Origin of the sequence: Sanguibacter gelidistatuariae (assembly GCF_900096585.1) — a bacterium.
In the GTDB taxonomy this organism is placed as follows: domain Bacteria; phylum Actinomycetota; class Actinomycetes; order Actinomycetales; family Cellulomonadaceae; genus Sanguibacter; species Sanguibacter gelidistatuariae.
The window spans coordinates 1-26,657 of the sequence record NZ_FMYH01000012.1 but is presented as its reverse complement, the minus strand read 5'-3'; the positions used below and the strand labels follow the sequence as shown (position 1 = coordinate 26,657).

Annotated in this window: 20 protein-coding genes and 1 pseudogene; 12 read left to right on the top strand and 9 right to left on the bottom strand. The window is 65.0% G+C overall.

From position 1 onward, the window contains the following. Positions 1-155: 155 nt before the first annotated feature. The 5 genes from BLQ50_RS17880 (at position 156) to BLQ50_RS17860 (ending at position 7,153) form a co-directional block, all read left to right on the top strand. Complete coding sequence (locus tag BLQ50_RS17880; RefSeq protein WP_093186794.1) at positions 156-731, top strand: hypothetical protein; 576 nt, start codon at positions 156-158, stop codon at positions 729-731. Next, positions 728-3,142 (top strand): hypothetical protein, encoded by a 2,415-nt coding sequence (locus BLQ50_RS17875; RefSeq protein WP_093186791.1) that lies wholly within the window; start codon positions 728-730, stop codon positions 3,140-3,142. Before BLQ50_RS17880 ends, BLQ50_RS17875 begins: the two co-directional genes overlap by 4 nt. A gap of 189 nt (positions 3,143-3,331) precedes the next feature. Beyond that, positions 3,332-4,435, top strand: coding sequence for a glycosyltransferase (locus BLQ50_RS17870; RefSeq protein WP_093186789.1), 1,104 nt, complete (start codon positions 3,332-3,334; stop codon positions 4,433-4,435). Continuing rightward, positions 4,432-5,391, top strand: coding sequence for a lysylphosphatidylglycerol synthase domain-containing protein (locus BLQ50_RS17865; protein ID WP_093186786.1), 960 nt, complete (start codon positions 4,432-4,434; stop codon positions 5,389-5,391). Before BLQ50_RS17870 ends, BLQ50_RS17865 begins: the two co-directional genes overlap by 4 nt. Positions 5,392-5,695: 304 nt before the next feature. Then, positions 5,696-7,153 (top strand): ArnT family glycosyltransferase, encoded by a 1,458-nt coding sequence (locus tag BLQ50_RS17860; protein ID WP_245701361.1) that lies wholly within the window; start codon positions 5,696-5,698, stop codon positions 7,151-7,153. Between the two features lie 32 nt (positions 7,154-7,185). Here the strand turns inward: BLQ50_RS17860 and BLQ50_RS17855 are convergent, their stop codons facing one another. Together BLQ50_RS17855 and BLQ50_RS17850 are read right to left on the bottom strand one after the other, a co-directional pair. Continuing rightward, entirely contained in the window at positions 7,186-8,040 is an 855-nt protein-coding gene (locus BLQ50_RS17855) for a glycosyltransferase family 2 protein (RefSeq protein ID WP_093186781.1), read from the bottom strand. After that, positions 8,037-8,588, bottom strand: coding sequence for a GtrA family protein (locus BLQ50_RS17850; RefSeq protein ID WP_217629210.1), 552 nt, complete (start codon positions 8,586-8,588; stop codon positions 8,037-8,039). Before BLQ50_RS17850 ends, BLQ50_RS17855 begins: the two co-directional genes overlap by 4 nt. A 63-nt stretch (positions 8,589-8,651) precedes the next feature. On the opposite strand from BLQ50_RS17850, the gene BLQ50_RS17845 reads away from it, so the two are divergent. Together BLQ50_RS17845 and BLQ50_RS17840 are read left to right on the top strand one after the other, a co-directional pair. Next, the gene (locus tag BLQ50_RS17845) at positions 8,652-9,692 is read left to right on the top strand and encodes a glycosyltransferase (protein ID WP_217629209.1); all 1,041 of its coding nucleotides are present in this window, start codon (positions 8,652-8,654) and stop codon (positions 9,690-9,692) included. A 4-nt stretch (positions 9,693-9,696) separates the two neighbouring features. After that, the gene (locus BLQ50_RS17840; RefSeq protein ID WP_175559191.1) at positions 9,697-10,659 is read left to right on the top strand and encodes an NAD-dependent epimerase/dehydratase family protein; all 963 of its coding nucleotides are present in this window, start codon (positions 9,697-9,699) and stop codon (positions 10,657-10,659) included. 40 nt (positions 10,660-10,699) lie between these two features. Here the strand turns inward: BLQ50_RS17840 and BLQ50_RS17835 are convergent, their stop codons facing one another. Continuing rightward, positions 10,700-11,767 carry a glycosyltransferase family 2 protein gene (locus tag BLQ50_RS17835; RefSeq protein ID WP_093186776.1) on the bottom strand — a complete coding sequence of 356 codons (1,068 nt, stop codon included), beginning with the start codon at positions 11,765-11,767 and terminating at the stop codon, positions 10,700-10,702. A 92-nt stretch (positions 11,768-11,859) separates the two neighbouring features. Between BLQ50_RS17835 and BLQ50_RS17830 the strand changes: the two genes are divergently transcribed. Both BLQ50_RS17830 and BLQ50_RS17825 read left to right on the top strand, forming a co-directional pair. Continuing rightward, positions 11,860-13,032: a glycosyltransferase family 4 protein gene (locus BLQ50_RS17830; protein WP_093186773.1), complete on the top strand. Its 1,173-nt coding sequence runs from the start codon at positions 11,860-11,862 to the stop codon at positions 13,030-13,032. Further along, entirely contained in the window at positions 13,029-14,006 is a 978-nt protein-coding gene (locus tag BLQ50_RS17825; RefSeq protein WP_175559190.1) for a glycosyltransferase family 2 protein, read from the top strand. Before BLQ50_RS17830 ends, BLQ50_RS17825 begins: the two co-directional genes overlap by 4 nt. 6 nt (positions 14,007-14,012) lie before the next feature. Here the strand turns inward: BLQ50_RS17825 and BLQ50_RS17820 are convergent, their stop codons facing one another. Then, on the bottom strand, positions 14,013-16,532 hold the full coding sequence (locus tag BLQ50_RS17820; RefSeq protein ID WP_245701358.1) for a glycosyltransferase: 2,520 nt from the start codon (positions 16,530-16,532) through the stop codon (positions 14,013-14,015). A gap of 155 nt (positions 16,533-16,687) precedes the next feature. Here BLQ50_RS17820 and BLQ50_RS17815 point away from each other — a divergent pair, with 155 nt between their 5' ends. Continuing rightward, positions 16,688-17,593: an ABC transporter permease gene (locus tag BLQ50_RS17815; RefSeq protein ID WP_093186762.1), complete on the top strand. Its 906-nt coding sequence runs from the start codon at positions 16,688-16,690 to the stop codon at positions 17,591-17,593. After that, a complete protein-coding gene (locus BLQ50_RS17810) occupies positions 17,593-18,804 on the top strand; it encodes an ABC transporter ATP-binding protein (RefSeq protein ID WP_093186759.1) in 1,212 nt (403 codons plus the stop codon). The genes BLQ50_RS17815 and BLQ50_RS17810 overlap by 1 nt, the downstream gene beginning before the upstream one ends. A 124-nt stretch (positions 18,805-18,928) precedes the next feature. Here the strand turns inward: BLQ50_RS17810 and BLQ50_RS17805 are convergent, their stop codons facing one another. The 4 genes and pseudogenes from BLQ50_RS17805 to BLQ50_RS17790 form a co-directional block, all read right to left on the bottom strand. Continuing rightward, on the bottom strand, positions 18,929-20,404 hold the full coding sequence (locus BLQ50_RS17805) for a glycosyltransferase family protein (RefSeq protein ID WP_093186757.1): 1,476 nt from the start codon (positions 20,402-20,404) through the stop codon (positions 18,929-18,931). Between the two features lie 113 nt (positions 20,405-20,517). Then, positions 20,518-22,083 carry a glycosyltransferase family 2 protein gene (locus BLQ50_RS17800; RefSeq protein ID WP_245701357.1) on the bottom strand — a complete coding sequence of 522 codons (1,566 nt, stop codon included), beginning with the start codon at positions 22,081-22,083 and terminating at the stop codon, positions 20,518-20,520. After that, positions 22,080-23,153: a class I SAM-dependent methyltransferase gene (locus tag BLQ50_RS17795; protein WP_093186753.1), complete on the bottom strand. Its 1,074-nt coding sequence runs from the start codon at positions 23,151-23,153 to the stop codon at positions 22,080-22,082. The genes BLQ50_RS17800 and BLQ50_RS17795 overlap by 4 nt, the downstream gene beginning before the upstream one ends. 331 nt (positions 23,154-23,484) lie before the next feature. Then, positions 23,485-24,773: pseudogene (locus BLQ50_RS17790) on the bottom strand (IS3 family transposase). A gap of 78 nt (positions 24,774-24,851) precedes the next feature. Between BLQ50_RS17790 and BLQ50_RS17785 the strand changes: the two are divergent. Then, positions 24,852-25,973: an IS110 family RNA-guided transposase gene (locus BLQ50_RS17785; protein ID WP_245701356.1), complete on the top strand. Its 1,122-nt coding sequence runs from the start codon at positions 24,852-24,854 to the stop codon at positions 25,971-25,973. 350 nt (positions 25,974-26,323) lie between these two features. Here the strand turns inward: BLQ50_RS17785 and BLQ50_RS17780 are convergent. Next, positions 26,324-26,657, bottom strand: a 334-nt coding sequence (locus tag BLQ50_RS17780) for an IS30 family transposase (RefSeq protein ID WP_139185812.1), incomplete at its 5' end; no start/stop codon positions are given.

Below are 26,657 nucleotides of genomic sequence, written 5' to 3'. Positions count from 1 at the left end.
ACACGTCGAGTCTCCTTCAAACACCCCCAGAGGTGCCGATGGAATGGGTAGTCGGCCGGAAAGAGATCAGCACGGAGAGCGCGTCGCACCACCGCCACCGCGACAGCCAGAACTAGTATCGCCAGGCAAACGCCGTAACCAGATTCTCGAGGATCATGCACTCCCCTACACGACGTGTCATCGCCATCACGCTCCCGCTGGTCGCTGCGGCTGCAGCCTGGGCCTTCTTCTGGGGCCCGTTCGCTTCTGACCGCGACTCGCCGGAGCCGACCGTGACGACCACGGCCGCACCGACGCCGTCAGCAGCACCCGTCCCGGGCGACTCTGCGCCGAGTACGACACCTGCTGAGGCGACGCCCGGTGCGTCCTCGACCCCCTCACCGGAGCCGACCGTCACGTCGCCGCCCGCCATAGCAGATCCCGCGCCGAGCCGCGCCGTCGCGACGGTCGTCATCACCTACGCCTCGTGGGCCACGGAGACCTCGTCCGTGGAAGTCGGAGCCTACGCAGCCGTCGTCGAGAACACCGGTCAGTGCACGCTGACGCTGACCAAGGGAACGACCGTGAGGTCGCAGACCCTCGATGCACTCTCGGACGTCTCCACGATGAGCTGCGGCGGATTCCTCATTCCCGGCTCCGATCTGTCAACAGGTACCTGGAGCGCCATCGTGACCTATGTGTCGGAGCGATCCTCTGGCCAGTCCGACCCCATCGAGGTGACCGTCCCGTGATCACGCGAACACATATCGCCGTTCCCCTCATCGTCGCAATGCTGCTGTCGGTCCTCGTCGGATTCCAGGTCGTCACAACCGCAAGCACGGCGGTTGCCGCACCAGTCACGGGCTTCGACCCCGGGCTCATTATCAGCGACGCGGTCATGAATGAATCGTCGACCATGTCTGCCGGGGACATCCAGTCCTTTCTCAACACCAAAGGCGCCAGCTGCTCGGCAGGCGCCGGATACACGTGTATCAAGCACTACGTGGAGACCACACCGACCAGAGCCGCGGACGCTCTGTGCACCGGCGCCTACGTGGGAACCGCCAACGAGAGTGCCGCCGCGATCATCGCGAAGGTATCCGGCGCGTGTGGGATCAATCCCCAGGTGCTCCTCGTGACGCTCCAGAAGGAGCAGGGACTGGTCACCGCAACCGCTGGCAAGACCGCGGCGACCTACTCGCGTGCGCTCGGCTTCGGATGCCCGGACAACGCTGGCGGCGCGTGCGACCCCAGCTACGCCGGCTTCGCAAACCAGGTCTACTCGGCGGCCAAGCAGCTCAAGCGCTATGCAGCCAACCCGACGAGCTACTCCTACCGCGCGGGCCGGACGAACACCGTCCTGTGGCACCCCAACACGACCTGTGGCTCGTCGCAGGTGTACATCCAGAACCAGGCGACCGCGAGCCTCTACAACTACACCCCCTACCGGCCCAACGCGGCGGCTCTGGCAGCGGGATACGGCACCGGCGACTCATGCTCCTCGTATGGCAACCGGAACTTCCACCTCTACTTCACCGAGTGGTTCGGATCATCCGTCCAGCGCACGCCATTCGGCGTGGTCGACTCGGTGTCCTCCGCGTCGGGAGTGGGGAGCATCAGAGTCCGCGGTTGGGCATTGGATCCTGACACCAGCGCATCGATCAACGTCCATGTCTACGTCGACGGGAAGGTCGCCACGGCGTCCCTCGCTGATGGCAGCCGACCCGATGTAGCGAGCGTCTATGGCAACGGGGCAGCGCACGGCTTCGACGTAAACATCCCGTCTTCGGGAGGGACGCATTCTGTCTGTGTCTATGCGATCGACTCGTCGAAGGGCGCCAACACCTATCTGGGGTGCTCGACGGTCACGGTGACCAACCAGGCGCCGCGGGGGACCTTCGACAACGCCACACCCACGCCTGGGGCCGTCCAGGTTCGAGGCTGGGCTCTCGACCCCGACACCACCGCACCCATCTCGGTCCACATCTATGTCGATGGCAAGATGTCGCGAGCGACCGTCTCTGACTCGCCGCGGGCCGACATCGGCCGTGCCTTCGGGCTGGGTGACAACCATGGCTTCGACACCCTCGTCCCCGTGAGCAACGGCAGCCACACCGTCTGCGTCTACGCGATCGATGCCAGCGGCGGATCGAACCCGCTGGTGGGTTGCCGGGTCGTGACGGTCATCAACGTCGCGCCGACCGGTTCGTTCGACTCGCTCGTGTCTACCGGACCAGGAACCATGCAGGTCCGAGGATGGGCCTTCGACCGGGACACGACGGACCCCATCAGCGTCCACGTCTACGTCGACGGAAAGGTCGCCAAAGGCGTCACCGCGAACACATCCCGACCCGACGTCGCCCGCGTTCACGCGGTCAGCGAGACACACGGATTCGACACCTCGCTGGCCACGATCGCCGGAGCCCATACGGTGTGCGTCTACGCGATCGACTCCTCAGGCGGCTCCAATCCGAACCTCGGCTGCCGGACGGTCACAGTCGAGAACTCCGTCACGAGCGGTTCCGTCGACCAGGTGTCCGGGAACCTAGCGACGGCTGGCGGCGGTGGAAAACCATCCACCAGCGCCTCCGTCACCGCAACAGGGTGGGCCTGGGACCTCGACTCCGACGCGCCTGTCTTCGTCGAACTCCTCCTCGACCAGGCCGTCATCGCGTCGGGCACTGCATCGGTACGACGCACCGACGTAGGCGGCATATCTCGCACAGACGTGGGGTTCTCGTTGACGGCTCCAGCCGTACCCGGTAGCCACGAAGTGTGCATCCGCGCCACCGACCCCACCACAAAGGAACGGGTCAACCTGGGCTGCAAGACGGTCGTCGTCCCCAATACGGCGGCGAACGGCGTGATCGACGAAGCATCGGCGTCCAGCGGCACGATCAACGTCCGAGGCTGGGCGCACGATCTCGACACGACGTCTCCCGTCGCGGTCCATGTCTACCTCGACGGGGCGCATGTGGCCAGTCTCCTGGCGAACGGAGACCGCCCGGACATCGACAACACCTTCGGGACCGGTCGACAGCACGGATTCGCCACGTCGATCCCGGCGCAGCCCGGCACCCACACGGTGCGCGTCTACGCGATCGGATGGCCAGCCGGTTCTGGGAACCCGATCATCGAATCTCGGACGGTCACTGTCAACTGAAGGCAAATTGCGCCCGACTAGACTGAGGGCCGACAGCGAGAGGTTCCATTCCCGCGTCGACCAATCCTGTCCCCACATCGAGCGGAGCGAACAAGTCATGCACCAGCGCTGTCGAATCTCACTGCTCGCGGCCGCCGCGACCTTGCGGGATCTCGCAGCGGATCGCAGGCTCGAAGGGTTGCTGCAACGATGATTTTTGCCTTCGGCACCTATGAGGCTGCTCGTCATCCGCGCATCGGGATCCTCATCGACGGACTTCGCGTGCATGGGTACGACGTCGCCGAGCTGAACCACCCTCTCGGTATCTCGACTGCCGAGCGCGTCCGGATGCTCAAGGAGCCATGGCGGCTCCCCGTGCTTGCCTGGCGCCTGCTCAAGTCGTGGTCTCTTCTCGGTCGTGACGTGCGGGCCTTGAAGCGACGCGGGCTGCGGCCGTCCGCCGTGGTCGTGGGCTACATGGGGCACTTCGACGTTCTTCTCGCACGGGTCCTGTTCCGCGGCGTACCGATCGTGCTGGACCACCTGCTGTTCGCCGGCGACACCGCACGCGACCGCGGTACCGGCGGACTCAAAGCCTTCGTGCTCTCCGCCCTCGATCGGACCGCGCTGCGTTGCGCGAGCATCGCGCTGGTCGACACTGAAGAGCACCTGCAGATGCTTCCCCAGGGCACTCGGGGGGTCGTCGTCCCCGTTGGCGCACGCGCCGAGTGGTTCGACGCCGCAACAGAGGCCAGCACGGACGACGGCCTGAGCATCGTGTTCTTCGGAATGTTCACCCCGTTGCAGGGTGCCGCGATCATCGCGGAAGCGCTCGAGGTCGTCCTCCAGTCCGCCGCCCAGCTCCACGTGACGATGATCGGTTCAGGCCAAGACTCTGCCGAGGTCCACCGCAGGCTCGACAGGTTCGCTGCGGTCACCTGGCACTCGTGGGTCGATCCCCACGAGCTGCCGTCGATCGTCGCTGCACACGATCTGTGCCTTGGGATCTTCGCTGACACCCCGAAGGCTATGCGTGTCGTCCCCAACAAGGTCTACGAGGGCATCGCTGCAGGGTGCGCGGTCATCACGAGTGACACCGCACCCCAACGCCGGACCGTGGGCGACATCGTCGCCCTGGTACCGGCGGCAGACCCGCAGGCACTAGCCCGCGAGATCACACGGCTCGCGGAGCATCCCGCGGCGGTCAACGAGCTGCGCGCCCGGTCCCGTGCGGCCGCCGAGCAGTTCTCAGCGACACAAGTTGTCCTGCCACTGCTCACCGTGCTCCGCCTCGAACCCCGACGCCAAGCATGAAGCGGATAGTGGGGGCGCTCCGCTCGCCTGTCACCCGCTGGGTATTTCTGGGTGTCGCACTGGCCATCGCGGTCTACGCCGTCTGGGCGAACTGGGCCGACCTGGTTCTGGCTGCGGAGGAACTGTCACCACTGACGATCGCCGGGGCGACTGTCGCGTCCTTCGTCTACGTCTGGCTCACACTCCTGTCGTGGCGACGGATCCTCACCGATCTCGGGTCTCACCTTCCGTTGGGGGCTGCAACTTCGCTCTTCGGTGTCAGCCAGATCGGGAAGTACATACCGGGAGGCGTCTGGAACATCGTCGCCGCAGCCGAGCTCGGTGCCGACCGCCAGATCCCCCGGCGCCGATCTGTCACGGCGATGACCGTCGCCGTATTGGTGTCGATCGCCTCGGGCGCAGCAGTTGGCTGCGTGGCCTTCGCCCTGGCCCCTGCCGAGGTGTTGGGAGTGTGGCGGTGGGCCCTTTGGGGCGCTCCGTTGCTCATGGTGCTCCTAGTCCCGGCTGTGATGAACCGTGTCATCGCGTGGATTTTCCGTCTCACGCGGCGCGAGCCACTCGAGCATCCCCTCACCGCTCGCGGCCTGACCGCGTCGGTCGGCTGGGCGGTCGCGTCGTGGCTCGTGGCCGGCCTCCAGGTCTGGCTGCTGGCGACCGGGCTAGGTTTGCCGATGTCCGGTCAGACGCTCGCTCTGGCGGTCGGCGGTTATGCCTTGGCCTGGGTGGTCGGATTCCTGGTCGTCTTCGTCCCCGCAGGGGCCGGCGCTCGCGAGGCCGTGCTTCTCCTCGTCCTCGGCGGATCTCTCGGGTCAGGGGCAGTCCTCATGGTCGTCCTGGCGAGCCGGGCTCTGTTGACCGTTGTCGACCTCACCCTCGCCGGCGTCGGGATCGCCCTCGAACGACACCATAAGCGGGGTCGCGTCGAGCTGACGGACCGGCCGACCACGCTCGGCTAGCACCTCCACAGACCCATAGACTTGTCACGGCCCCGCGCACACGCGGTCCCGCCCTGCACTGCACCCTAGGAGTTCCTGCGTGTCGACCGAAGCCACCACGGCCCATCCCTCGTCCGCAAGACACCGCGCTGCGCACGACACAACCGCTCCCCCACGTTCCTTCAGGAGCGGGTGGGACGTGACACGCTGGCTGTTCGTCACGACCCTCGCACTCGGGTCAGTATTTCGCCTCGGCGGACTGGCCTGGGGACTACCTCTCACACTCCACGCAGACGAGTGGGTCGTAGTCAACGGTGCCATCGACATGTCGGCGCGAAACTCATTCGAGCCCGGGTACTTCTTCCGGCCGGACCACCTTGAGATGCAGTTGAGCTATCTCGCTTACCAGGCCTACTCCCATCTTCTACACGGAATGAGCCCAGAGGTCTGGTTCGCCCAGGACCAGGCATCCTTCTACCTCATCTCGCGACTCATCACGGCCGTCTTCGGCATCGCGATGATCGTCTTGGCCTACCTCATCGGCAAGCGTTTCGCCCGTCCCGTGGGTCTGCTCAGCGCGATGGCAGTAGCCTTCTTTCCCCCGTTCATCGAGAACTCCCACTTTGCGACGCCAGACGTCCCGCTCGCCTGCGCCTGCATGCTGGTCGTCCTCGCCAGCATGCGCTATCTCGAGTCCGCGACATGGCGTGACCTGCTTCTGGCCTGCTTGGGAGTCTCGCTCGCCGTGACCATCAAGTACCCAGGCGCCCTCGCCGCCGTGGTCATCGCAGTCGTCGTCATCATCGGGGTGGTCCGCGACAGGGCATGGCTTCGTTTCTTCTCCCACGGCGCCGGGGCCATTGGCGCAGTCTTTGCTTTCCTGTTCTTGCTCTCCCCGGTGCTCTTCACCAATCTGGCGGCTGTGCGCGAACAGGTGACCGGCCAGAACTCGACTGGTCACCTGGGTGCGGACGGACTGGACTGGTCCGGCAACATGGCGTTCTACGCACGTGATTTCGCTGTCTCGGCTGGAGCGCTCCTCGTCCTGTGCGTCGCTCTTGGAATCTTCTGGGCCGTCCGCTTGCGCCTCGTGCAGGCTGTGCCCCTCATGCTCGGGCTGGTGATGTGGGTCGGCTTGAGCCGCCTCGAGCTGCATTGGGACCGGTGGGGACTGCCGATGTACGTGACGCCGCTCCTGGTGGCGCCCATCGGTCTCTACTACACCGTCGTGTGGGTTCGCGAGAACCGGCCCGATTCGCGGTGGCCGACCGCGGTCCTCGCCGTTGCGGCCGCCGTCATAGGGGTCAACCTGCTGGCAGGTTCCGCCGCCACGACGGCGTCGTTCCTGGCGACTGACACACGGACGGCCTCGCTCGGCTATACGCATGAGCACTCGATCACGGCGGACAACTCGATCTACGAGGGCTACACGCCGTTGTCCCCCGGTGCTGCGAAGGTATTCTTCGATGCCTTCGCTGTCATCGACGGCAGGCTCCGCCTGTCCGCGATGTCCACTCCCAGCGATGCGAAGTTCGTCGTGACCAGCACGGGTATGTCTGCACGGTTCATGGCCGAACCCAAGTACGTGGAGCAGCAGAGAATCTACGAACTCCTCGACGAGCAGTTCCCGACGGTGCAGACCTGGGACCCGACCCCCCGAGGTGATGGGTCGGCGATCGAGGCGGTCAACACTGCTCGCTCATTGAGCTATCTGCTGTCCCTGGCTGGTGGTGGGCTCGTCGGGCCGAGCATCGAGATCCACTCGGTCCCGCCGGACCGCTGACAGCCTGTATCAAGGGCTGCCTACTCACGACCTCAGGTGGACGAGGCTGGCCGCATCCGGTCGCCCAGTAGTGCGTACGCGACTCGGCGTTGCAGCGCGAGAATCTTTGCCCTGACGTTACCAAGCCGGACGTCTGCACCCGAGATCGCTGATGGTGCCAGATCGCGAGCCGAGGCATGAAAGTCCGCAGCCTCGCGGGCCTGCTGGCGCAAGAGCCTCACCGACCACTGCTGCGCACTCACCCGGAACGACGCCAGGGGCTCTCGCAGCGCGATGATGTCACCGTGGACGATGACTCGGGCGTAGCTGCCGACGTCGAGGTAGTAGCCGAGATCCTGCCACCACCCCACAGCCTCGAGCGCTGACCGGCGGATGAGCACGCAGGCAGGCTCACCGAACAGGTTCCCACCCGACCGCACAGTGGCGCGCAGAGCCTTCTGCCCGTCGACGACACCAGACAGTCGGCCCAGGCCACGACCACGGACGAAGACTTTGCCCCTCGCATCGACGAGGTCGCGCTGCGAGGCCACGAGGACGATGTCCGCGCCCCGTTCCCCCAACGCTTCCACTGCGGCGAGCTGACGCTCGAGCATCGTGGGGTGGATAAGATCGTCACCGCAGACAAGTTTGACGAAGTCGCCGGTGGCGAGACGGCTCACGCGATTCCAGTTTGCTGGTGCGCCACCCCCAGCAGGAGTGCGGACCAACCGCACCCTTGAGTCACCCCGAAACTCCTCGAGTGCCTCCCACGTGCCGTCGGTGGAGGAGTGGTCGGCAACTACGAGTTCGAACTCGGTGAACGTCTGAGCGAGGATCGACCGCATCGTCTCGGCTATGAAATCGACGTTGTTGTAGCTAGGCACGACGACGGACACTCGCGGAGTCACTGGACCCTCCTCTGGGTTGGGCCGTCGATCCGTGCCTCGACATTCAGGACGGTTGCGCCAGCTCGTTCGGGCTTCTCCGGGTCGGTCGTGTCAGGCTTGCGAGAGCGTCGATCACCTCGTCGGAACGAGAAGTCCCTGTGGAGGAAGTACGTCCCGACAGCAATCACGAGCGTGACAATCAGTTGTGCAGGAATTTTGGGTAAATGTGCACCCTCGACCAAGATGGTGAGCAGCACTAGATTCAGCCCTAGTGCTCCCATGCTCACGCCGGTGAACCTGACGAAATCCCGCCAGAAGTGCCCGCGTACGCGGAAGACGAGCGTGCGCTGCATACCGAAGGAGCACATCACCGAGCCCGCGTGGGCACAGACGAGGCTGAGGACGTAGTCGAACCGGCCGACTTCGAGCCGCTCGAACACCAGCTGAAATAGGACGAACAGCGCCGTACCGAGCATCGTGTTGAAACCGCCGACGATGACAAAAGCCACACGTTGGTCGCGGACAATACGGAACAGCGGCCCACGCTCTACAGGTCCAGCCTCGGCCACCGAATGCTCCATCCTCACTTGCGCGCACAAGGGACAAGCGCCCACAGTGCCTAGACTACAGGCGTGACCCCCGACGACAGCATTGCCCCAGTGCACAAGCTCTCCATCATTATTCCCGTGTATCAGGGCGCCCAAACGCTCCGCCCGCTGCTCGCCGAGATCGACGCATTCACCCAACCGTTCCAGACCGCGCTGGGGCATCAGGCCGTCGTGTCTGAGGTGCTGCTCGTCGATGACCATGGGCCAGACGGCTCCGGTGACACGATCCGTGGTCTCGCCGAGGAACTCGACTACGTGCGTCCCGTGTGGCTGAGTCGAAACTTCGGACAGCATGCAGCGACGATCGCTGGCATGGCGTCCTCAGGGGGGGACTGGATCGTCACGATGGACGAGGATGGCCAGCACAATCCGTCCGACATTGGTTCTCTCCTTGACGCCGCCCTCGTCGATCAAGCAAGCCTCGTATACGCGGAGGCTACGAACGCCGCACCCCACGGGCTCTTCCGCAACGCAACGTCCAAAGTCGCGAAGTGGATCGTCAAGGCGATGATGGGAGACGCGAGCGCGACTCGCTACCAGAGCTTTCGCCTCATGCTCGGAGAGGTCGGCCGGTCGGCCGCCGCATACGCCGGAGCCGGCGTCTATCTCGACGTCGCGCTGGGCTGGGTCGCTGGCGACGTCACGACGGCACCTGTCACGCTCCGTTCGGAGGGTGAGCGCACGTCTGGGTACTCCCCCCGCAGGCTTCTCTCGCACTTCTGGCGGATGGTCCTGTCCTCGGGCACTCGGGGCCTACGACTGGTCTCGATACTCGGCGCGCTGACAGCCGTCACTGGCATTGCGTTCGCGATCATCCTCGCTGCCAGTCGGCTCACAGGCGGGACTGTACCCACAGGATGGACATCGACGATGGTAGTGATCCTCCTGACCTCCGGTCTCATCCTCTTCTCGATGGGCGTGGTGGCCGAATATATCGGGGTCGCCGTCAACGCGGCAATCGGGAAACCCCCGTACCTCATCGTCAGTGACCCTCAGTACGGTCCTCTGGGCAGAACCCGAAAGTTGCATGATGGCACAACCGACCGCGGCGCGGACAGTCGCTGAGAGCATGGCGATCCCGAATGCCACCCCCCGCGTGCTCGTCATCGGAGCGAACGGCCTCCTCGGCAGGTCGCTGTTCCGTGAATACACCAGACGCGGAACGACGGTCAGGGCAGCAAAGATCGAGTGGAGCCACCTCGACCGAGTCGCGGAGGATCTCAGAACCGCTGTCGCCGAGCTACTGAGCGCGTCTGGAGACGAGCCGTGGCGCATCGTCTGGGCAGCAGGAGCGGGTGTCACTTCGACGGCTCAAGCAGACCTTGCGGCCGAGTCACGCGCACAGAACGTGCTCATCACGACGATTACGTCGCTATCAGCGAATGCCCGCGCTCAAGGTGCGGTATTCTACGCATCCTCGGCCGGAGGCGTCTATGCCGGATCGGTCGAGCCCCCGTTTTCCGAACTTACCGAGCCGCGCCCCCTCGCCGCTTACGGCCACGCCAAGCTGATCGGCGAGCGTTCCTTCGGCCACCTCTCCGAGGCTGGAGTCCGCGTTGCCGTGGGACGGCTGGCGAACCTTTACGGGCCAGGACAGAACCTGTCCAAGCAACAAGGTCTGATCTCTCAGCTCAGCAGAGCGCACCACACCGGTGCGCCGATCAACGTCTACGTATCGCTGGACACCCTCCGCGACTACCTCTACGCCGAGGATGCGGCACGCCTGGTGATCGATTTCTTCGACTCTGTGGCGTCCCGCCCGGTCGACACAGGAACTGTCACCAAGATCCTCGCGTCCGGACGGTCCGTGTCAGTAGCAGCACTCCTAGGCGAGATGAACCGGATCGTCAGGCGTCAGGTCCCCGTGGTCCTCGCAGCATCGCCGCACTCCCAGCAGCAGGCCCGCGATCTCAGGTTGCGCTCCGTGGTCCTCCCGGAACTCGATCGCCGAGCGACGACTCCTCTCGCCGTCGGTGTCGCCGCGACCAATGCCGATGTCGGTGCTCGCTTCAGAATGCCCAGCATGGGCTAAGAATCACCGGTCCCGTGCGATCCTGCCCCTATGCCTCGGATCACGTTGCCGGGCGGTCAGATACCGATTTGATGTCCTCGTACAACCACGTTGGTTCAGCAGAGGGAACCGACCCCGCAGCTGCGCCATCGGCCGGTTCGGAAACCTGCAGCCTGACTGCGGTCTCAGCGCGCCCGTACTGGATCTCCTTGATGCGCTCAAGGGTGTCCTCGATCAACACCCGGTTGGTCCGTTGTAGGTCTGCGATGATGAGCAGCGCGAAGGACAGCAACGATCCGACGAGCATCCCCGTGCCGAAGATGAGCGACTGGACGTGACCGTTCGTGTCGCCCTGGAACCAGTAGATGAGGAAGCGTGCGAACGGGATGACTGCAAGGACACCAAACACGACGCCGAGCGTGATGAAGACCATGTGCGGCTTGAACATGATGTAGCTGCGGCTGATCGCCGAGGCCGACTTCATCATGTGGTGGCCGATGTTCTTGAACAGGCGGGACTCGCGCGTCTTGGGGTTCGTCGTGATCGGGACGCTCGCGATGCGCAGGCGCTTGTTGCCCGCCTGGATGATCGTCTCCATGCAGTAGCTGAACTGCGTGACAACGTTGAGGCGCAACAACGAGGCTCGGGAGTAGGCACGGAACCCGCTTGCCGCGTCTGGGAGCTTGGTCTCCGCGGCCTTGTTCACCACTCCGCTGCCGACCCGCTGCATAAGCTTCTTGAACGGGGAGAAGTGCGCGATCGTCGCGGTCTGCCGATCGCCGATAGCGATGTCCGCCTCGCCCCGGAGCAGAGGTTGGACCAGCTCGGCGATGCTCTGCTGGGGGTACTGGTTGTCTCCGTCGGTGTTGACGACGATGTCCGCACCGTTGCGGATCGCATAGTCGACGCCGTCGCGGAAGGACCGCGCGAGCCCCATGTTCCGGGTGTGGAACACGAAGTGCGTCACACCGAACGCCCGAGCGACCTCGACCGTGCGGTCCGTCGAACCGTCATCGATGATGAGGATCTCGATCTTGTCGATCCCATCAATCTGGGTCGGAATCGTCTCGAGGACCGACAACAACGTGTCTTCTTCATTGAGGCAGGGCACTTGAACGAACAGTTTCATGGGACTCTCATGTCAGGGGAAGTGCTCCCATGCTATCCGGTGCTCGGTCGGGTACCGCCGTCGACCCCGACCCGTGTCGGTAGGCTGACCCGGTGACCGCACACCCTGGGACCATTTCCGTCGCCCTCACTGTCGAGCAGCTCTGGCAGCCCGTCCCGGGTGGCTCCGGGACCTACATACGCGCTCTCACGGCCGCCCTCTCCGTGCGCGACGAACTGGCGGTCACCGGAGTGCGAGCACGCCCCTCGCGACGCGGCGACGATGATCCGTCACCCCTGCAGGTCGACGTCGTCGCGTCCCACCTCCCTCGGCGTGCGCTCTATGAGGCATGGAACAAGTTGCGGCGCCCCTCGGTCCCCCGCACCCCGGCGCTCCGCCACGCCGGTCGCGGCTACGACGTCGTCCATGCGACGACATGGGCTATCCCACCACGGAGCGCACCACTTGTTGTCACCATCCACGACGTCGCCTTCCTGCGCTCACCGGAGCACTTCACCCCTCGCGGGGTCTCGTTCTTCCAGCGGGCACTCGACATCGCCCGCACCGAGGCCGACATCGTGATCGTGCCCTCTGAGACCACACGGCTCGACTGCCTCGAGGCGGGCATCCGCGAAGACCGACTGCAGGTGATCCACCATGGGACCACCGGTGTGGCTGTGTCGAGCGACGATGTCGCCCAGTTCCGACGACGGCACAGGCTCGAGCGGGAGTACGTGCTGTGGTGCGGCACGCTCGAGCCACGCAAGAACCTCCCGACGCTCCTCGCTTCCTTCGACGCGGCCCTCACCTCCGGGGCAGACCTCGACCTCGTTCTTGTCGGTCCCTCCGGATGGGGTGGCACCTCCGACGACGTGCGACGCCTCGTCCAGGCACTGCCGGCGGACCGCGTCCACACCCTCGGCAGACTCGACGACGACGACCTGCAGCTCGCCTACGCGGGGGCTCGAGTGTTCTGTTTCCCGTCGTTGTGGGAGGGATTCGGCATGCCCATCCTTGAGGCCATGAACCATGGCATCCCGGTCGTCACGTCGCGCGGTACCTCGATGGAGGAAGTGAGTGGGGACGCCGCGATCCTTGTCGACCCGCTCGATGTCGACTCGATGGCACAGGCCCTCGTCGAGGCTGCCGGACCCGCGCACGACCGGCTGAGCGCTGCCGCGCGGCCGAACGCCGCGCGGTACACCTGGGAGGCGAGCGCCGAGAAACATGTCACTGCCTACCACGAAGCGGCAGCGGCCTGGCCGATCTCCCGGAACCAGCTGTGACCGCCGTGCAGGCGGCCACGGTGCGTGCCGTCGTCGTCAGCTGGAACGGAGCACACCTGCTCCGCCCGTGCCTCGACTCTCTCCTGGCCCAGGACCTACCGCCAGGTTCGCTTGAGATCGTCGTCGTCGACAACGCCTCGACCGATGGAACCGCGGCCTTTCTCGCCGAGGCGTATCCGATGGTTGACATCCGCGTCACAGAGACCAACCTCGGGTTCGCGGGAGGCGTGAACGTCGGCCTGACCGATCTCGCTGCGACCTATGCCGTCCTGCTCAACAACGACGCGACCTTCGAGCCCGAGGCAGTCCGGCTGCTCGTCGAGCGCCTCGAGTCCCCCGAGAACGAGCGTGTCGGGGCGGCGACGGCGCAGATCCTGCTCACTGAGCCGGACGCGGACGGGCGGACGCTCGTCAACTCGACTGGAAACGTCTTGACCGCTGCGGGAGCCGCGAACGACCGCGACTGGCTGGCGATCGCCGGGACGGAACAGACCTCGACCGAGGTGTTCGGGTTCTGCGGCGGAGCGGCGGCGCTGCGGGCGACCACCCTGAACGAGATCGGTCTCTTCGACGGCTCACTGTTCCTGTACTACGAGGACACCGACCTGTCCTGGCGGATGCGCGCCGCTGGCTGGGACATCCACTACGTCGCCGGCGCGGTCGCCCATCACCAGCACGCAGCGAGCTCGGATGCGACGAGCCCGCTGTTCCGGTTCTACAACACCCGGAACTCGCTGCTCGTCTTCGGCAGGCACGCACCCGCCTCGGTCGTCGCGCGCTCCTTCCTGCGGCAGGTGGCTGCGCTCGTGCGCTATTCGGTCACCCGCGGCGAGCCCCGCGACCTCCTCCGTGCGCGGCGCTCCGCGCTGCTGGCGGTCCTGCGGCGCGCCCCCCAGACCCGACGACTACGCCGCACGACCTGGGCAGGTCGTGCGGCGCAGCGGCGCAGCGTGTATCGCGCCGGAGTGGTCTGACCCGGATCAGCCCGGGGTGCCCCGAACAAGACGCTTGAGACGTCCGGTGACGCGTCGCACGAGCTCCTTGGGTCCACCCGCAGCCAGGTAACCCTTGAGCAGGGAGAGGTCCTGGCGGATGCTCCACGGCGGCTTGCTGTGCGGGTGCGCGACCTGGTCGGACCGACCGAGCCGGACGGCCAGGTCGGGTGCACGGCGCGGGAACCGGCAGAACTCGATGAGCGGCTGGAGCACGCTGTTCCATCGGTAGCCCTGGGCGAACTCCTTGACCGCGACCTTGACGTCGGCGATGGCTGCGTCGTCGAAGAGCATCTCCTCGAGCGCGGCCTCCAGTCCGTCGACGTCCTCCGGCTGGACCACCCGGCCCAGGTTGTTCGCGGCGATCAGCGTGCCGAAGGTGTCACCACCGGTGGCCACGATCGGCAGCCCGGACCACAGGTAGTCGAGGATCCGGGTCCGGAAGCTGAACGCCGTCTCGATGTGGTGGAAGTGCGTCGACACGCCCAGGTCGGCGTCTAGGAGGTAGTCGGCGCGCTCGTTGTAGGGAACCCAGCCGGTGTTGAAGAACACGTGCTTGCCTGTGAGCCCGAGCTTCTCGGAGAGCTGCTGGGTCTCCCACGCGATCTTCATGTCCGGCACCCCGGGGTTGGGGTGCTTGAGCCCCATGAAGTAGAGCTTGATCTCGGGGTGGCGCACCGCGAGCCGGTCGACGGCCTTGATGAGGGTCAACGGGTCGAACCAGTTGTAGACGCCGCCGCCCCAGATGATGACCTTGTCGTCGACGCCAATCCCCGGGACGGTCCCCTTGATCGCGTGCTTGACCTGGACCGGGTCCTCGTCGGCTATGCCGAAGGGCACAACCGAGATGAGGGAGTCCAGGGAGTTGTCCTCGTCGTACACGAGGGCGTTGACCCGCCCCTGTCCGGCCATCTGACCGAGCCAGAAGTCTCGCTGCTTCTCCGAGGCGCACAGCACGAAGTCCGCGCGCTTGAGCTGCTCGTTGAGGATCCGGCTGGTCTCGCGGATGGAGCGGGCACGCCCTTCCTCGCCGAGGTCGCGGGCCTGCTCGAGCTGCTCGAGGTGCATGGGGTCGTAGACGTCGGCGACGAGGATCTTGCTGGACTCCTTGAGCCAGGGAGCTCCCTCGAGGAGGAAGCCCTGGAAGATGATGACGTCCGCCCAGTCCGTCTCGGCCTCGAGCTTCGGCCCGACCTGATAGAGGACCTCGAAGTCCTTGCTCGTCACCTTGACACCAGCGGTCGAGAGCAGCTTGACGTCGTGCTCCGCGGAGAGCGCCGTGGCGATCTCCCAGGCGCGGATCGCGGGGCCAGCCATCCGCTCGAGGAGCGGCTCGCCGGTGACGACGAGTACGCGGCTCTTGGACGTGAAGTGCTCGGCGATGCCAAATGCCTTGATGAGGACGTCGTGGGCACTGTTGTAGCCCTCGATCGCGTAGGCAGCCTCGATCGCGTGCCGGAACAGCGGGAAGACCTCACGGTCGGCGCGGCGGCGGATCTTCTGCAGGTACGCCCGCGACTCGATGAGGGTGTCGAGGTTGTCGGTGAAGTAGTCGATCGCGTAGGGACCGGTGAGGGCCATCTTCTGGATCTCGAGGGTGCCGACATCGTCGCCGCCGGGAGAGCGCTGCAGGTCGAGGGCGGTCGCGTCGGTCTCGGTGCGCGCCAAGGAGCGCCGCACGGCGAGCGCCATCGCGGCGGGCAGCGCCTTGGCGAGCGACTCGTCGTCGAGGTTCTTGTACATCGACATGAGCGCGTTGCGCTCGAGCAGGTAGGTCTCGCGGAAGTTGCCGAACTTCTTCATCGTGACGTGGTGCTTGTGGAAGGCGAGCGACGTCGGGACGTAGCGCATCCGCCAGCCGAGGATGTTCAGGCGCCAGCCGAGGTCGACGTCCTCGTAGAACATGAAGAAGCGCTCGTCGAATCCGCCGACCTCGCGATAGAGATCCGCGCGCACGAACATCGCCGCCCCGGTTCCGAAGAGCACGTCCTTGGGAGTGTTGAACTCCTCGGAGTCGGGCTTCTCGGCCTCACGCTTGTAGCCCATGCCGTACCAGGTGAGCGACCCGTCGGCGTAGTCGATGAGGTTGCCCGACCAGTCGAGGACCTTGCTCGCGACCGCGCCGATCGTCGCGTCGGACTCGAAGGCATCGACGGCCGCGCGGATCCAGCCCGCGTCGGGCCGCGCATCGTTGTTGATGAACGCGACGTACTCGCCCTTGGCGTGAGCGACACCGAGGTTGCAGCCTCCGGCGAACCCCGTGTTCGACCCTGCGTCGACGACGATCGCGCCCGGCACAGCAGCGCGGATCTTGTCCACGCTGCCGTCCTGGGAGTCGTTGTCTATGACGATCAACTCGAACCGCTCACGCGGCCAATCGATCTCGTCGAAGTACCTCAGGCACGTGATCGTGTCCTCGGCGCCCTTGTAGTTGACGAGAACGACGGAGACGACTCCCGGTTGGACTCCCGCCTTGGGTACAGCGATGGCCATCGGGTTCGAAGACACACTTCCTCCACGAGGTTAGGGGGACCGATCTGGTCGGCGTAGTCTGCAGGCAGACTATTGATCCTAACTGGGGCCCACCTGGGTCCGCCCCATTCTGTATTGTGACTCTCGCTGTCTCTGCACGTTCGAGCGCAGCACCGAGAGCGAAGGACACCATGACAAGCACTCAGCAGGACCGCGCGGTAGCGCTCGCAGAACAGCCGTTGCGGACCGCCGGTCCCCGACTCGGGTTCGCGTCCGGGACGTGGTCCTCGATCAAGGACATTTTCGACCAGCGTGAGCTGCTGGACATGCTCATCAGGCGCGAGCTCAAGGCGCGGTACAAGGACAGCGCGCTCGGCTTCGTCTGGACACTCATCCGCCCGCTCGCGATGCTGCTCATCTACTACGTCGCGCTCGGCAAGTTCATGGGCGCGGCCCGGCAAACTCCCGAGTTTGCCATCTTCATCTATGCCGGTCTGACGGCTTGGGGCTTCTACTCGGAGGCGCTCAGTGCCGGAACCGGGTCCGTCGTCGCGAACTCCGGGCTTGTCAAGAAGGTCTATCTCCCTCGCGAGATCTTCCCCCTGAGTGCGATCGGCTCGGCGCTGTTCAACTTTGCCATCCAGCTGGTGATCCTCGTCCTGGCGACGGTGGCCATGGGCTCTTTCCCCACGGGATCCCGCTGGGGATACTTCATCGGTGCAACGCTCATCCTCGTGCTCTACGGGACGGCGATGGCACTGCTGCTGAGTGCTTGGAACGTCTACCTGCGCGACATCCAGTACCTTGTCGAGATCTTCGTCATGATCTTCTTCTGGGTCTCCCCGATCGTGTACCCCTGGGCGATGTTCATCGACAATGTGAAGAGCACGCTCATCCAGGAGGTCTACCTCGCGAACCCGATCACGCTCGCGGTGCTCGGGTTCCAGAGGACCTTCTGGACCGCGGGCGACGCCAAGCCGGTCCCTGATCACCTGTACTTCCGCATGGGGATCGCGATCCTCATCGGTATCGTCCTGCTCTGGCTGTGCCAGCGTGTCTTCGCCCGCCTGCAAGCCAACTTCGCTCAGGAGCTGTGATGACCACCGTCGTACAGATCGAGGACCTCTCGAAGCACTTCGTCATCCGCAAGGAGAAGTCGCTCAAGGAACGCGTCGTCAACTTCAGCCGCTCCAAACTCCACAAAGAGGAGTTCTGGGCGCTTCGGGACATCAACCTAGAGATCTCGTCCGGCACGACCGTCGGCCTGATCGGCCCCAACGGTTCCGGCAAGTCGACGCTGCTCAAGATGATCGGTGGGATCCTCCAGCCGGACACCGGAAGTGTGAAGATCCGGGGCAGGCTCGCCGCGCTCCTCGAGCTCGGCGCGGGTTTCCACCCCGACCTCACCGGCCGGGAGAACGTCTATCTCAACGCCTCGATCCTCGGCCTCAGCCGCGTCCAGATCGACAAGTACTTCGACGCGATCGTCGACTTCTCCGGGATCGAGAAGTTCATCGACACCCAGGTGAAGTTCTATTCCTCGGGCATGTACGTCCGGCTGGCCTTCTCGGTCGCGGTGCACGTCGACCCAGACATCCTCCTCGTCGACGAGGTCCTCGCCGTCGGAGACGAACCGTTCCAGCGAAAGTGCCTCGAGCGCATCCGTCAGTTCCAGTCCGAAGGCCGCACGATCGTCCTCGTCACCCACGGGCTCGATCAGGTGGCCGAGTTCTGCGACCGGGCCGTGGTCCTCGAGAAGGGCCACATCGTCACGGACGGCAGCCCACGTACCGCCCTGCGCTTGCTGCGGGCCGACTTCGAAGAAGCCCGCCAAGAGGAGCGCGAGCGTGCCCTCGAGGTCATCGACCCCGGGCGCGCACTCCCCCGGGCCCAGTTCACCGGTATCGCACTCGCCTCGGAGTCCGGGCAGACTGGGCACCCGGTCCTGACCGGGGGTGAGGGACTGTTCATCGCCATGCAGATCGAGTCCGAACGGACACTGCCGGACTGCATCATCGAGATCGGCATCGCCAACCCGCTCGGCGTCGTGGTCTACGCGACCAACACCAAGATGCTCGAGGCGCAGGTCCCACCGCTGGGTTCGGTCAACAAGTACAACGTGTTCGTCCCGAAGCAGCACCTGGGCGAGGGGGACTACTCCGTGCAGGTCGGGCTCACCCTCGCCGACGGAACCGAGTTGCACCGTGTACCCGAGGCCGGGCAGTTCTCGGTCGACGGGGACGGCCGGGCACGCGGATTCATCCGCCTGGACCCGCGCTTCTCTGTGCTCGACGCGAACGCCGTCTGATCCGCCTGCCGGGTGGGCTCTGCCCGCCCGGCTCTCACCCTATGCCTGGCCGGCCGTAGGCATGCCTACATCCGAACAGCCCCGGCGTGGTCCCGCCGCCCAAGTACCGGGGCCTGGCCGCTCGCTAGAGCCTCGGGTCGGAGACGATCTCATCCGATAAAATGATGTGCTGGACGAGGTCCCCCGCGCGAAGTGTCGAGCGGGCGACGAGGTTGTCGTCCGACCTGAGCCAGCTCCCATCCAGTGACCATAGGTAGCTCGTGATCCCACCGCCTTGGGTCAGCACAAGTGCGGCTCCCACCAGAAGAGCCAACTTTGCGCCTCGGCCCGCGTCCGCGTTCGTGACCGTCAGGACCCTGCAAGCGCCAATGACGGTAAGCCCGATGAGCACGGGAAGCACGACGAGCGCATATCGCCCGGCAATACCGACGGGTTCGCCAAGCGTGAGGTAGTCCGAGAGGTTCTGAACGAACAGCACCGCCAGATAGAGGGCAGAGGCCCCGAGCATCATGGCGACACCGCGGATTCTGCGGAGCACTCCTGCACTCAGTACCAGCACGGCGAGCCCTGCAGGGGCGAGGAGCAGCCACAGCCACCCGCCCACGGCTGGGCCGACTGTGGTCACGCCCGTCCCCTCGGTGGTCGTCACGCCCATGTACCCCGAGTATCTGAACATCAAGGGGAGCCACTCATTGCTCAAGTACGCGACCGCGTTCGGGAGCGTCATCGGCTGGTCGGGGTAGGCCGCATCAAGTGCTGCGTTGCGAGCCCACGGTGCATGCATCTCGCAGACGGCAAGCTCGTGGACAGACAGGCACGACGGCATGAGAGACCCATACTGGAGCAGGTTGCCTACGTACCGTTCGGCGAAGAGCGACACCGCCACGACTGTGATGAGCAGCAGCGCGTAGTTCGCAGTGAGCGCTCGGAGATTCCCTGGCCTGAAGAATCGGACAGTCCCCGTACGCAGGCCCGAAACGACGTTCGACCACTGCCGCACGAGGACAGCAATCACCACGACCGGCAATAGCACCAGGAACGTGTACTTGGTGACCGCCCCCAGGCAAGCGACGGATAGAAGGACGAGCCAGTTCGCCCACAAGAACTCCGTGGCGCGGTAGACCCGAAGGCCGTAGAGGAAGAGGAGTGCCGTGGCCAAGAACATGAGGTTGTCGTAGTTTACCGTCCCCGCAAGGAAGACCAATAGCGGGAGCGATCCGACGAGTCCGACGGTCACGTGTGCCACCGCGCGGCTCGCGCCCATCTCCACGAAAACCTGGCGATAGACCAGCAGCGCCAGCACCACGATTCCGACTGTGAGCAGGCGCAGCAGGACGATCCGGTCGTCAACTGCCATTCCGAGCCCCCGAGCAGCGCGCCAAGGAAAGCTCAAAAGGTAGTGGTAGAGGTAGGATCCGTACCTCTCCGCATCCCCGAGTGGGCCGTCAGCTACCGTCTGATCGATGAACGGGAGCCACCGGTGACTGAACGCATCGATCGCCGCGACATGGTAGGGCTCGTCGTAGATCGAGAGCCTCGCCGAGACTGCGACCCACGCATACTGCAACCCGCACCCCAGCAGTACGAGGGCGAGGAACACCTTGCTCGACAGAGCGCGTACGACCCAGCTATGGACGTTCGCCACCAGTCGGCCACCACGCCCGAGTGAGGGTTCGGGAGGCGAGGGGGTCATCAAGGTCTGGGACGTCCGGCTCACTCGGCAAACTCGGGCAAGAAGGGATCCTGTCCGGCGACGTCCCATCGGTCGTAGATCCTCTCCGCCTCCCAGGCATGGACGACGGGAATCCGAGTGCGCGACTCGAAGTGAAAAGCCGTGACGGCAGCAAGCCACACGTTCCGGTATCCCGCTGCTCGAACCTTCAGCGAGAGGTCGACGTCGTTGAAGTTGACAGGAAGCATTTCGCAGAACCCCCCGACCTCCTCGAAAACCTCTCGCCGCAGGGCCACACAAGCGGCGGTCAGCCCGCTCACCTCGCGGTTGACCCCCAGGACACCGAGGTATCCAACGTCCTCGGTCGGTGTGCCCAGGAAGGCATGCCGAAGGTGCGAGTCGTAGTACGCGTGACCGGCGTGCTGGATCGTGCTATCGGGGAAGAGCAGGCGTGCGCCCGTCATGCCGACGTCAGGCTCTTCGAGCGGCGCCACGAGTTGCTCGATGAACTCGTCAGACGCGATATGCATGTCGTCGTTAAGCATCACCACGACGTCGCCGCGGGAGGCCAGGTAGCCCGTGTTGCACTTGTCCGAGAAGTTGAACTCTGCGGCGTACTCGGTCAGGACGAGTTTGTCCCCCGCAACCTCGCGCAGCTCGACCAGAACCTCTGGGGGGGTCGCGGTGTCATAGACGACGACGACCTCCAGGAGCTCGTGGTTCGTGTGCTCTAGAAGCGAGCGGACAAGCTCGACAACGAAGCAGCGCCGCTCCCCCCAGATGTACCCGCATGAACCACGGGTCGGGACCACGACACTGACGAAGACCCCGGGATCCAAGAATCTCCGGATCGCAAAAGTCCCCTGGGTCACCCCGAAAGTTACCTCTGAGCGCAGGCCCAGCCGATCCATGTGCGCCTGGACCGCACGTCGTCCAGCGGTCCAAGCGTAGGGTTTCGCGTCAACATCGCCGGCGGCCGACCCCGGCACGACACGCCAGTGATAGAGCACCTCCGGTACGTGAGCGACTTTTCTTCCTTTCTCAGTCACCCGAAGTACGAGATCGTGGTCCTGAGACCCGTCATATCCCTCGTGGAATCCCCCGACCTCACGGACGATCGACGTGCGGAGGACACTCAGATGCGAGGTGTACATCTGCGCCCGAAGTCGCTCGGGCGACCAGTCCGGCTTCTCGAAGAGGTCGTAGTGCATCCCATCCGGATCGACCTTGTCCTCATCTGAGTAGGCGTAGTCAATCTCCGGGTCGGCGGCGAGCACTTCGTGCATATTTGCGAGGGCATCGGGTGTCACAAGGTCGTCGTGGTCGACGAGGACGACGAACTCGCCCCGGGCCGCCCGCAGGCCGTCATTGGAGGCAGCGACGATCCGCCCGTTTTTGGAACGCTCGATCACGTGGATGCGAGGGTCCATCGCGGCCTGTCTGTGAAGCTCGCGTCGGACGTCCTCGCTCGGTGAGAAGTCGTCGACAAGAATGAGTTCCCAATCACCGAACGACTGGGCGCGGACGGAGTCAATCATGTCTCGAAGAGCGTCGAGAGGAGGTTCATAGACAGGAGTAACGACGGAGAAGACTGGGGCGTCAGTCACTTCCGACCACCACGCAAGATCCGTGTCGGCGAAAGCACAAGGCTCCCCAACCGCCACGTCGTCGTGGCTTTGAGTTCGCCGATTGACTCCGTTAGGGCGCGAAGCCGCTCATGGGTTTCGATGATCTCTGCCCGGGCATCGCCGAGCTGCAGATGGAGGCCCTTCACCTCGGCACGCAGCCGCTCGGCCTCGAGTCGGGCCCGAGCAGCGGCGCCCTCAAGGCCAATAGCATTGTCCCGGGCCACGAGCACCTTGTGCCGCAAGTCTTGAGACTCGTCAGCGAGCTCCCGGTCCCGTGCTTCCACACGGGCCCGGCGCTCGACAACCGCGGCATACTTCTCCACACCTGGGATCGGCTCGGCCGGAACCGGAACCGGTGACGGATCATCGTCCGACTTGAGTCCCAGCTTCGCCGACACGACGTATTGATAGGTGTAGGCGTCAGGCTGGGCGCGGACCCAGTCGACGACACCGTCGGGGAGGTCTTCGGTCGCTACCTCGACCTCGACCCCCAGCGGGTCGAGAACGACCGCGCGGATATCCGTCGCGACCAGTCCGGCCTCACTGAGGAGCTCGTGAAGCCCATCAAGTGTGTAGAAGTGAATGTGGGTCCGGTCCAGCAGCCCCGTATCCCGGTAGCGCCAACGGCCCTGCAGCAGGGCGAGGCGCAGCGAGCCATGGCCGACGTGGGGGATGGAGATGACGATCGACCCCTCCGCAGCGAGGAGCGAACCTGAACTACGAAGGACGTCGGCTGGAGAGGCAAGGTGTTCCAGGACGTCCGCGAACACGATCGAGTCAAACCTCTCACCGGCGAACGCATCTTCGAGCTTGACTTCGTTGAGGTCCGCGATCACCAGGCGTTCGAGCGAGGGCCTGGCTACCTCACCAGCGGCCTCGTTGTACTCGATTCCGCTGACTGTGCATCCATTGTCGACCAGCGCGCGGGCCACGTATCCGGTCGAACAGCCGACGTCTAGCACCTTCTTTCCCGCCCCGACCAGCCTCACCACCTGCGTATGGCTCGAGTTGGCTACTGCGGTGTCTACGGTGGTGTCGTACAAGGTCATTTGGTTGGCTCCAGAGATCTACGGCGCACTCCAGCCTAGGGGCCGGCTGAGCCAGTACAGCCTAACCTGCGGCACCACCCAACGGGCTCTTCAGAGTTGGGTGGGAGGAACGTGGTGCGCCGGTGCGCACAGGGTCCGTGGTGACATAGGTCGAGACCCTGGAGGATCAGTAGTGACAGTGAGAATGGGGGCAGCGCTTCCGACGGGGCCTGACCCAAGTTGGTGACTGGCGTCCCTGCGGAGGCTGCCTGGGCTTAGATATGTCGTCCTCGCCGGTAGCTGGCGGCGTGACCTCATAGGAGCTTGAAGCGCCCCAGGTTTCCTGCCGCTTCTATGCGGGTTGAAACTGCTCTGTGAGTGAAGCGTAGTGGGCGTGCTCGTACTCGACGGGCGGGACGTTGCCCAAGGTGCCGTGCAGGCGCCGGTTGTTGTACCAGTCGACCCACCCGGCTGTGGCGTACTCGACGTCAGCGATGGTCTTTTAGGGGCCGGTATGGAAGATCGTGGTGCGGATGCACTCGGCCTTGTAGAGCCCGTTGATCGTCTCCGCCAAGGCATTGTCATAGGCATCGCCCACGGACCCGATCGAGGGGCGGATGTCCTCCAGTGCCAGGTGCTCGGTGAGCTTGATCGAGGTGTATTGGGAACCGGCATCGGAGTGATGGATGAGCTGCCCGGGCGCGGGCGGATGGCCCTCGCGGTCGCGTTGCCACAAGGCCATGCGCAGCGGGATCATGACCAGGTCGGTCTCCTTCGAGGTCGCGGCGTGCCAGGCCACGATCCGTTGTGAGAACACGTCGATGATGAACGCGACATACGTCCACCCCGCCCAGGTCCTGACATACGTGAAGTCCGTGACCCAGACGCAGTTGGGTGCCGTGGCGGTGAAGTCCCTGTTCAGCAGGTCCCCGGCCCGGATCCCGTCCTTGGCCGGGATGGTCGTGCGCACGCCTTTGTCCCGGCGCACCCCCGAGAGCCCCAGCAGGCGCATGCCCCGATCCACGGCCCCAGGCGTCGCCGGGACCAGGCTCTGGCGGCGCAGGTGCGCGGTCATCTTGCGGCGCCCGTAGAGACCCTCCGGGGTCATCACCCGGCGCCGGTGACCCTGGGCGTCGGTCGTGGTCATCCAAGCGACCTGACGGATCGCCTCGACCACCAGGGCATCGCTGATCGTGCGAGCGGCAGGACGGGCGCTGCGCCAGGCCCGGTAGGTTCGTGCGGCGATCTGGCAGCCCTGCTCGCGCAGGACCCTGCAGACCGACTCGACCGCATGGCCCTGGGCTCGGAGGGAGTCGATGAATCCCATGATCATCGGTTGCGGGGGTCGAGTTCCCCGACGAAGAAAACCGTCGCCGCCTTCAAGATCGCGTTGTCCTCTTCCAGGCGGCGGACCCTGGCCTTGAGCGTCTTGATCTCCGCCAGGTCCTCACTGGTCACCCCGGGACGGCCACCGGCATCAACCTCGGCTTGGGCGACCCAGCGGCGCACCGACTCCCGGCTCACCCCCAACTGCTTGGCCACCGCGACCGAGGCCGCAGTCACGTTCTGATACTCCCCGAGGTGGTCGTTGACCAACCTCACGGCACGAGCCTTCAGCTCCGAATCGATCTTCTTGGGCATGAACTCATTCTCCTGGACTCAAACAGGAGCGGCATCAAACCTGGGGCGCTTCAGCTAGCTTCACGACTCGTCACTGTCTTGTCCGGCACCGGCGTCTTGTCCGGCACCGGCCTTGGCGGCTTCACTCGTCCAAGCGTCAGAACGGAACACGCCATGACCGTCATTGTCGAAGGAACCAGAGTCTATGTTGGGGTCGACACCCATGCGGATGTTCACCATGTCGCCGTCGTCGACGAGTTGGGCCGCGGCTTGGGGGACCACGGCTTTCCCACGACCCCGACGGGGTATCGGACCCTGTCGGCCTGGTGCCAGCAGTTCGGGGTGGTGGCGGTGGCGGGTGTGGAGGGGACATCGTCCTACGGGGCTGCGCTGACCTGTCATCTTCGCGGCGTCGGAATGACCGTCGTGGAGGTCGACCGCCCCGACCGTAAGAGCCGCCGCCTGCAAGGCAAGTCCGATCCACTCGACGCCTACTCCGCGGCCAGGGCCGTGGCTGCTGGTCGCGCCACCGGGGTGCCCAAGGGCAAGGACGGTCTTGTCGAGTCCATTTGTTGCCTGCACGTGGCGCGCCGGTCGGCGATCAAGGCGCGGACCCAGGCGATCAACCAGATCAGGGGTCTCCTGGTCTCTGGACCGGTCCGTCTGCGCGAGCAAAGTCGCGGACTGAGCCGTAAGTCCCTGATTGCCACGATGGCTCACCTGAGGCCAGGATCAGGTGCCAGTGACCCAGAGGTCGCGGTGAGGATCACTGTGAGGTCGCTGGCCCGCCAATGCCACGACCTCAACACCGAAATCGCAACGCTCGAGGGGCACCTGACCGACCTGACCAGGCAGGCCGCTCCCGCGCTTCTGGAGCGTCCGGGCTTCGGCATCGACACCGTCGCCCAGCTCCTGATCACCGTCGGCGACAACCCCGAACGCCTTCGCTCGGAAGCCGCCTTCGCGTGGCTGGCCGGCGTCGCGCCCATCCCGGCATCCTCAGGACGCACCGACCGCCACCAGCTCAGCCGCAGCGGGAACCGGCAGGCAAACCGGGCGCTCCACATCGTCGTGCTGGTCCGGATGCACTGCGACGAACGCACCCGAACTTACGTGCAGCGCCGCACTCAGCAGGGCCTGGGCAAGAAGGACATCATCCGCTGCCTCAAACGCGCAGTCGCCCGCGAGGCCTTCCACGCCCTACGACCAGCAATCACCTGAGACCGGCCACGAGGCAACCGAGTGCGGGCGAGGACTTGACGGGACATAGGAGCATCTAAGCCACTGCTCCACGAGGACCTCGACGATAACCAAGCCTACTGTGACCTGTTGCACCACGCCCGGTTCGTACTGTTCGCGTTCGGATACGATCGTCGACCTGGACGGGGTCCATGTGGTTGCCGTCATCCGTTTGGGTGGTCAACTACCGCAACCGCACCCACTACCGATTGCGCATGCTCCTGGTCGCCGGCGGCCTCCTCCTCCTCCCACCGCAACCCTGACGAGCCGTATTGCGTGATCGGAGGGATCAGCAGTACCGACCGTCTTCTCATGAGTCGACGTGCTTGGTGTCAAGGCGTGGAGACAACGTTGTCGTTGAGGAGCTTGTCGAACATCTCTCGCGGTGTGTAGAAACCGAGGGCGGCTCGGGGCCGGTCGTTGAGCTCGTTGGCGATGGCGTCGAGGTAGGGCTGGTGGCTCGTGATGATGGTGCCCTTGGGCAGGTACTCCCGGATGAGCCCGTTCGTGTTCTCGTTGCTGCCGCGCTCCCAGGGTGACCTGGGGTGGGCGAAGTAGACCGGCATGGTCGTGGCCAGCGTCAACGCCGCGTGCTGGGCCATCTCTGAGCCTTGGTCCCAGGTCAACGAGGTGCGCATCATCGCTGGCAGTGAGTTCGCGTGCTCG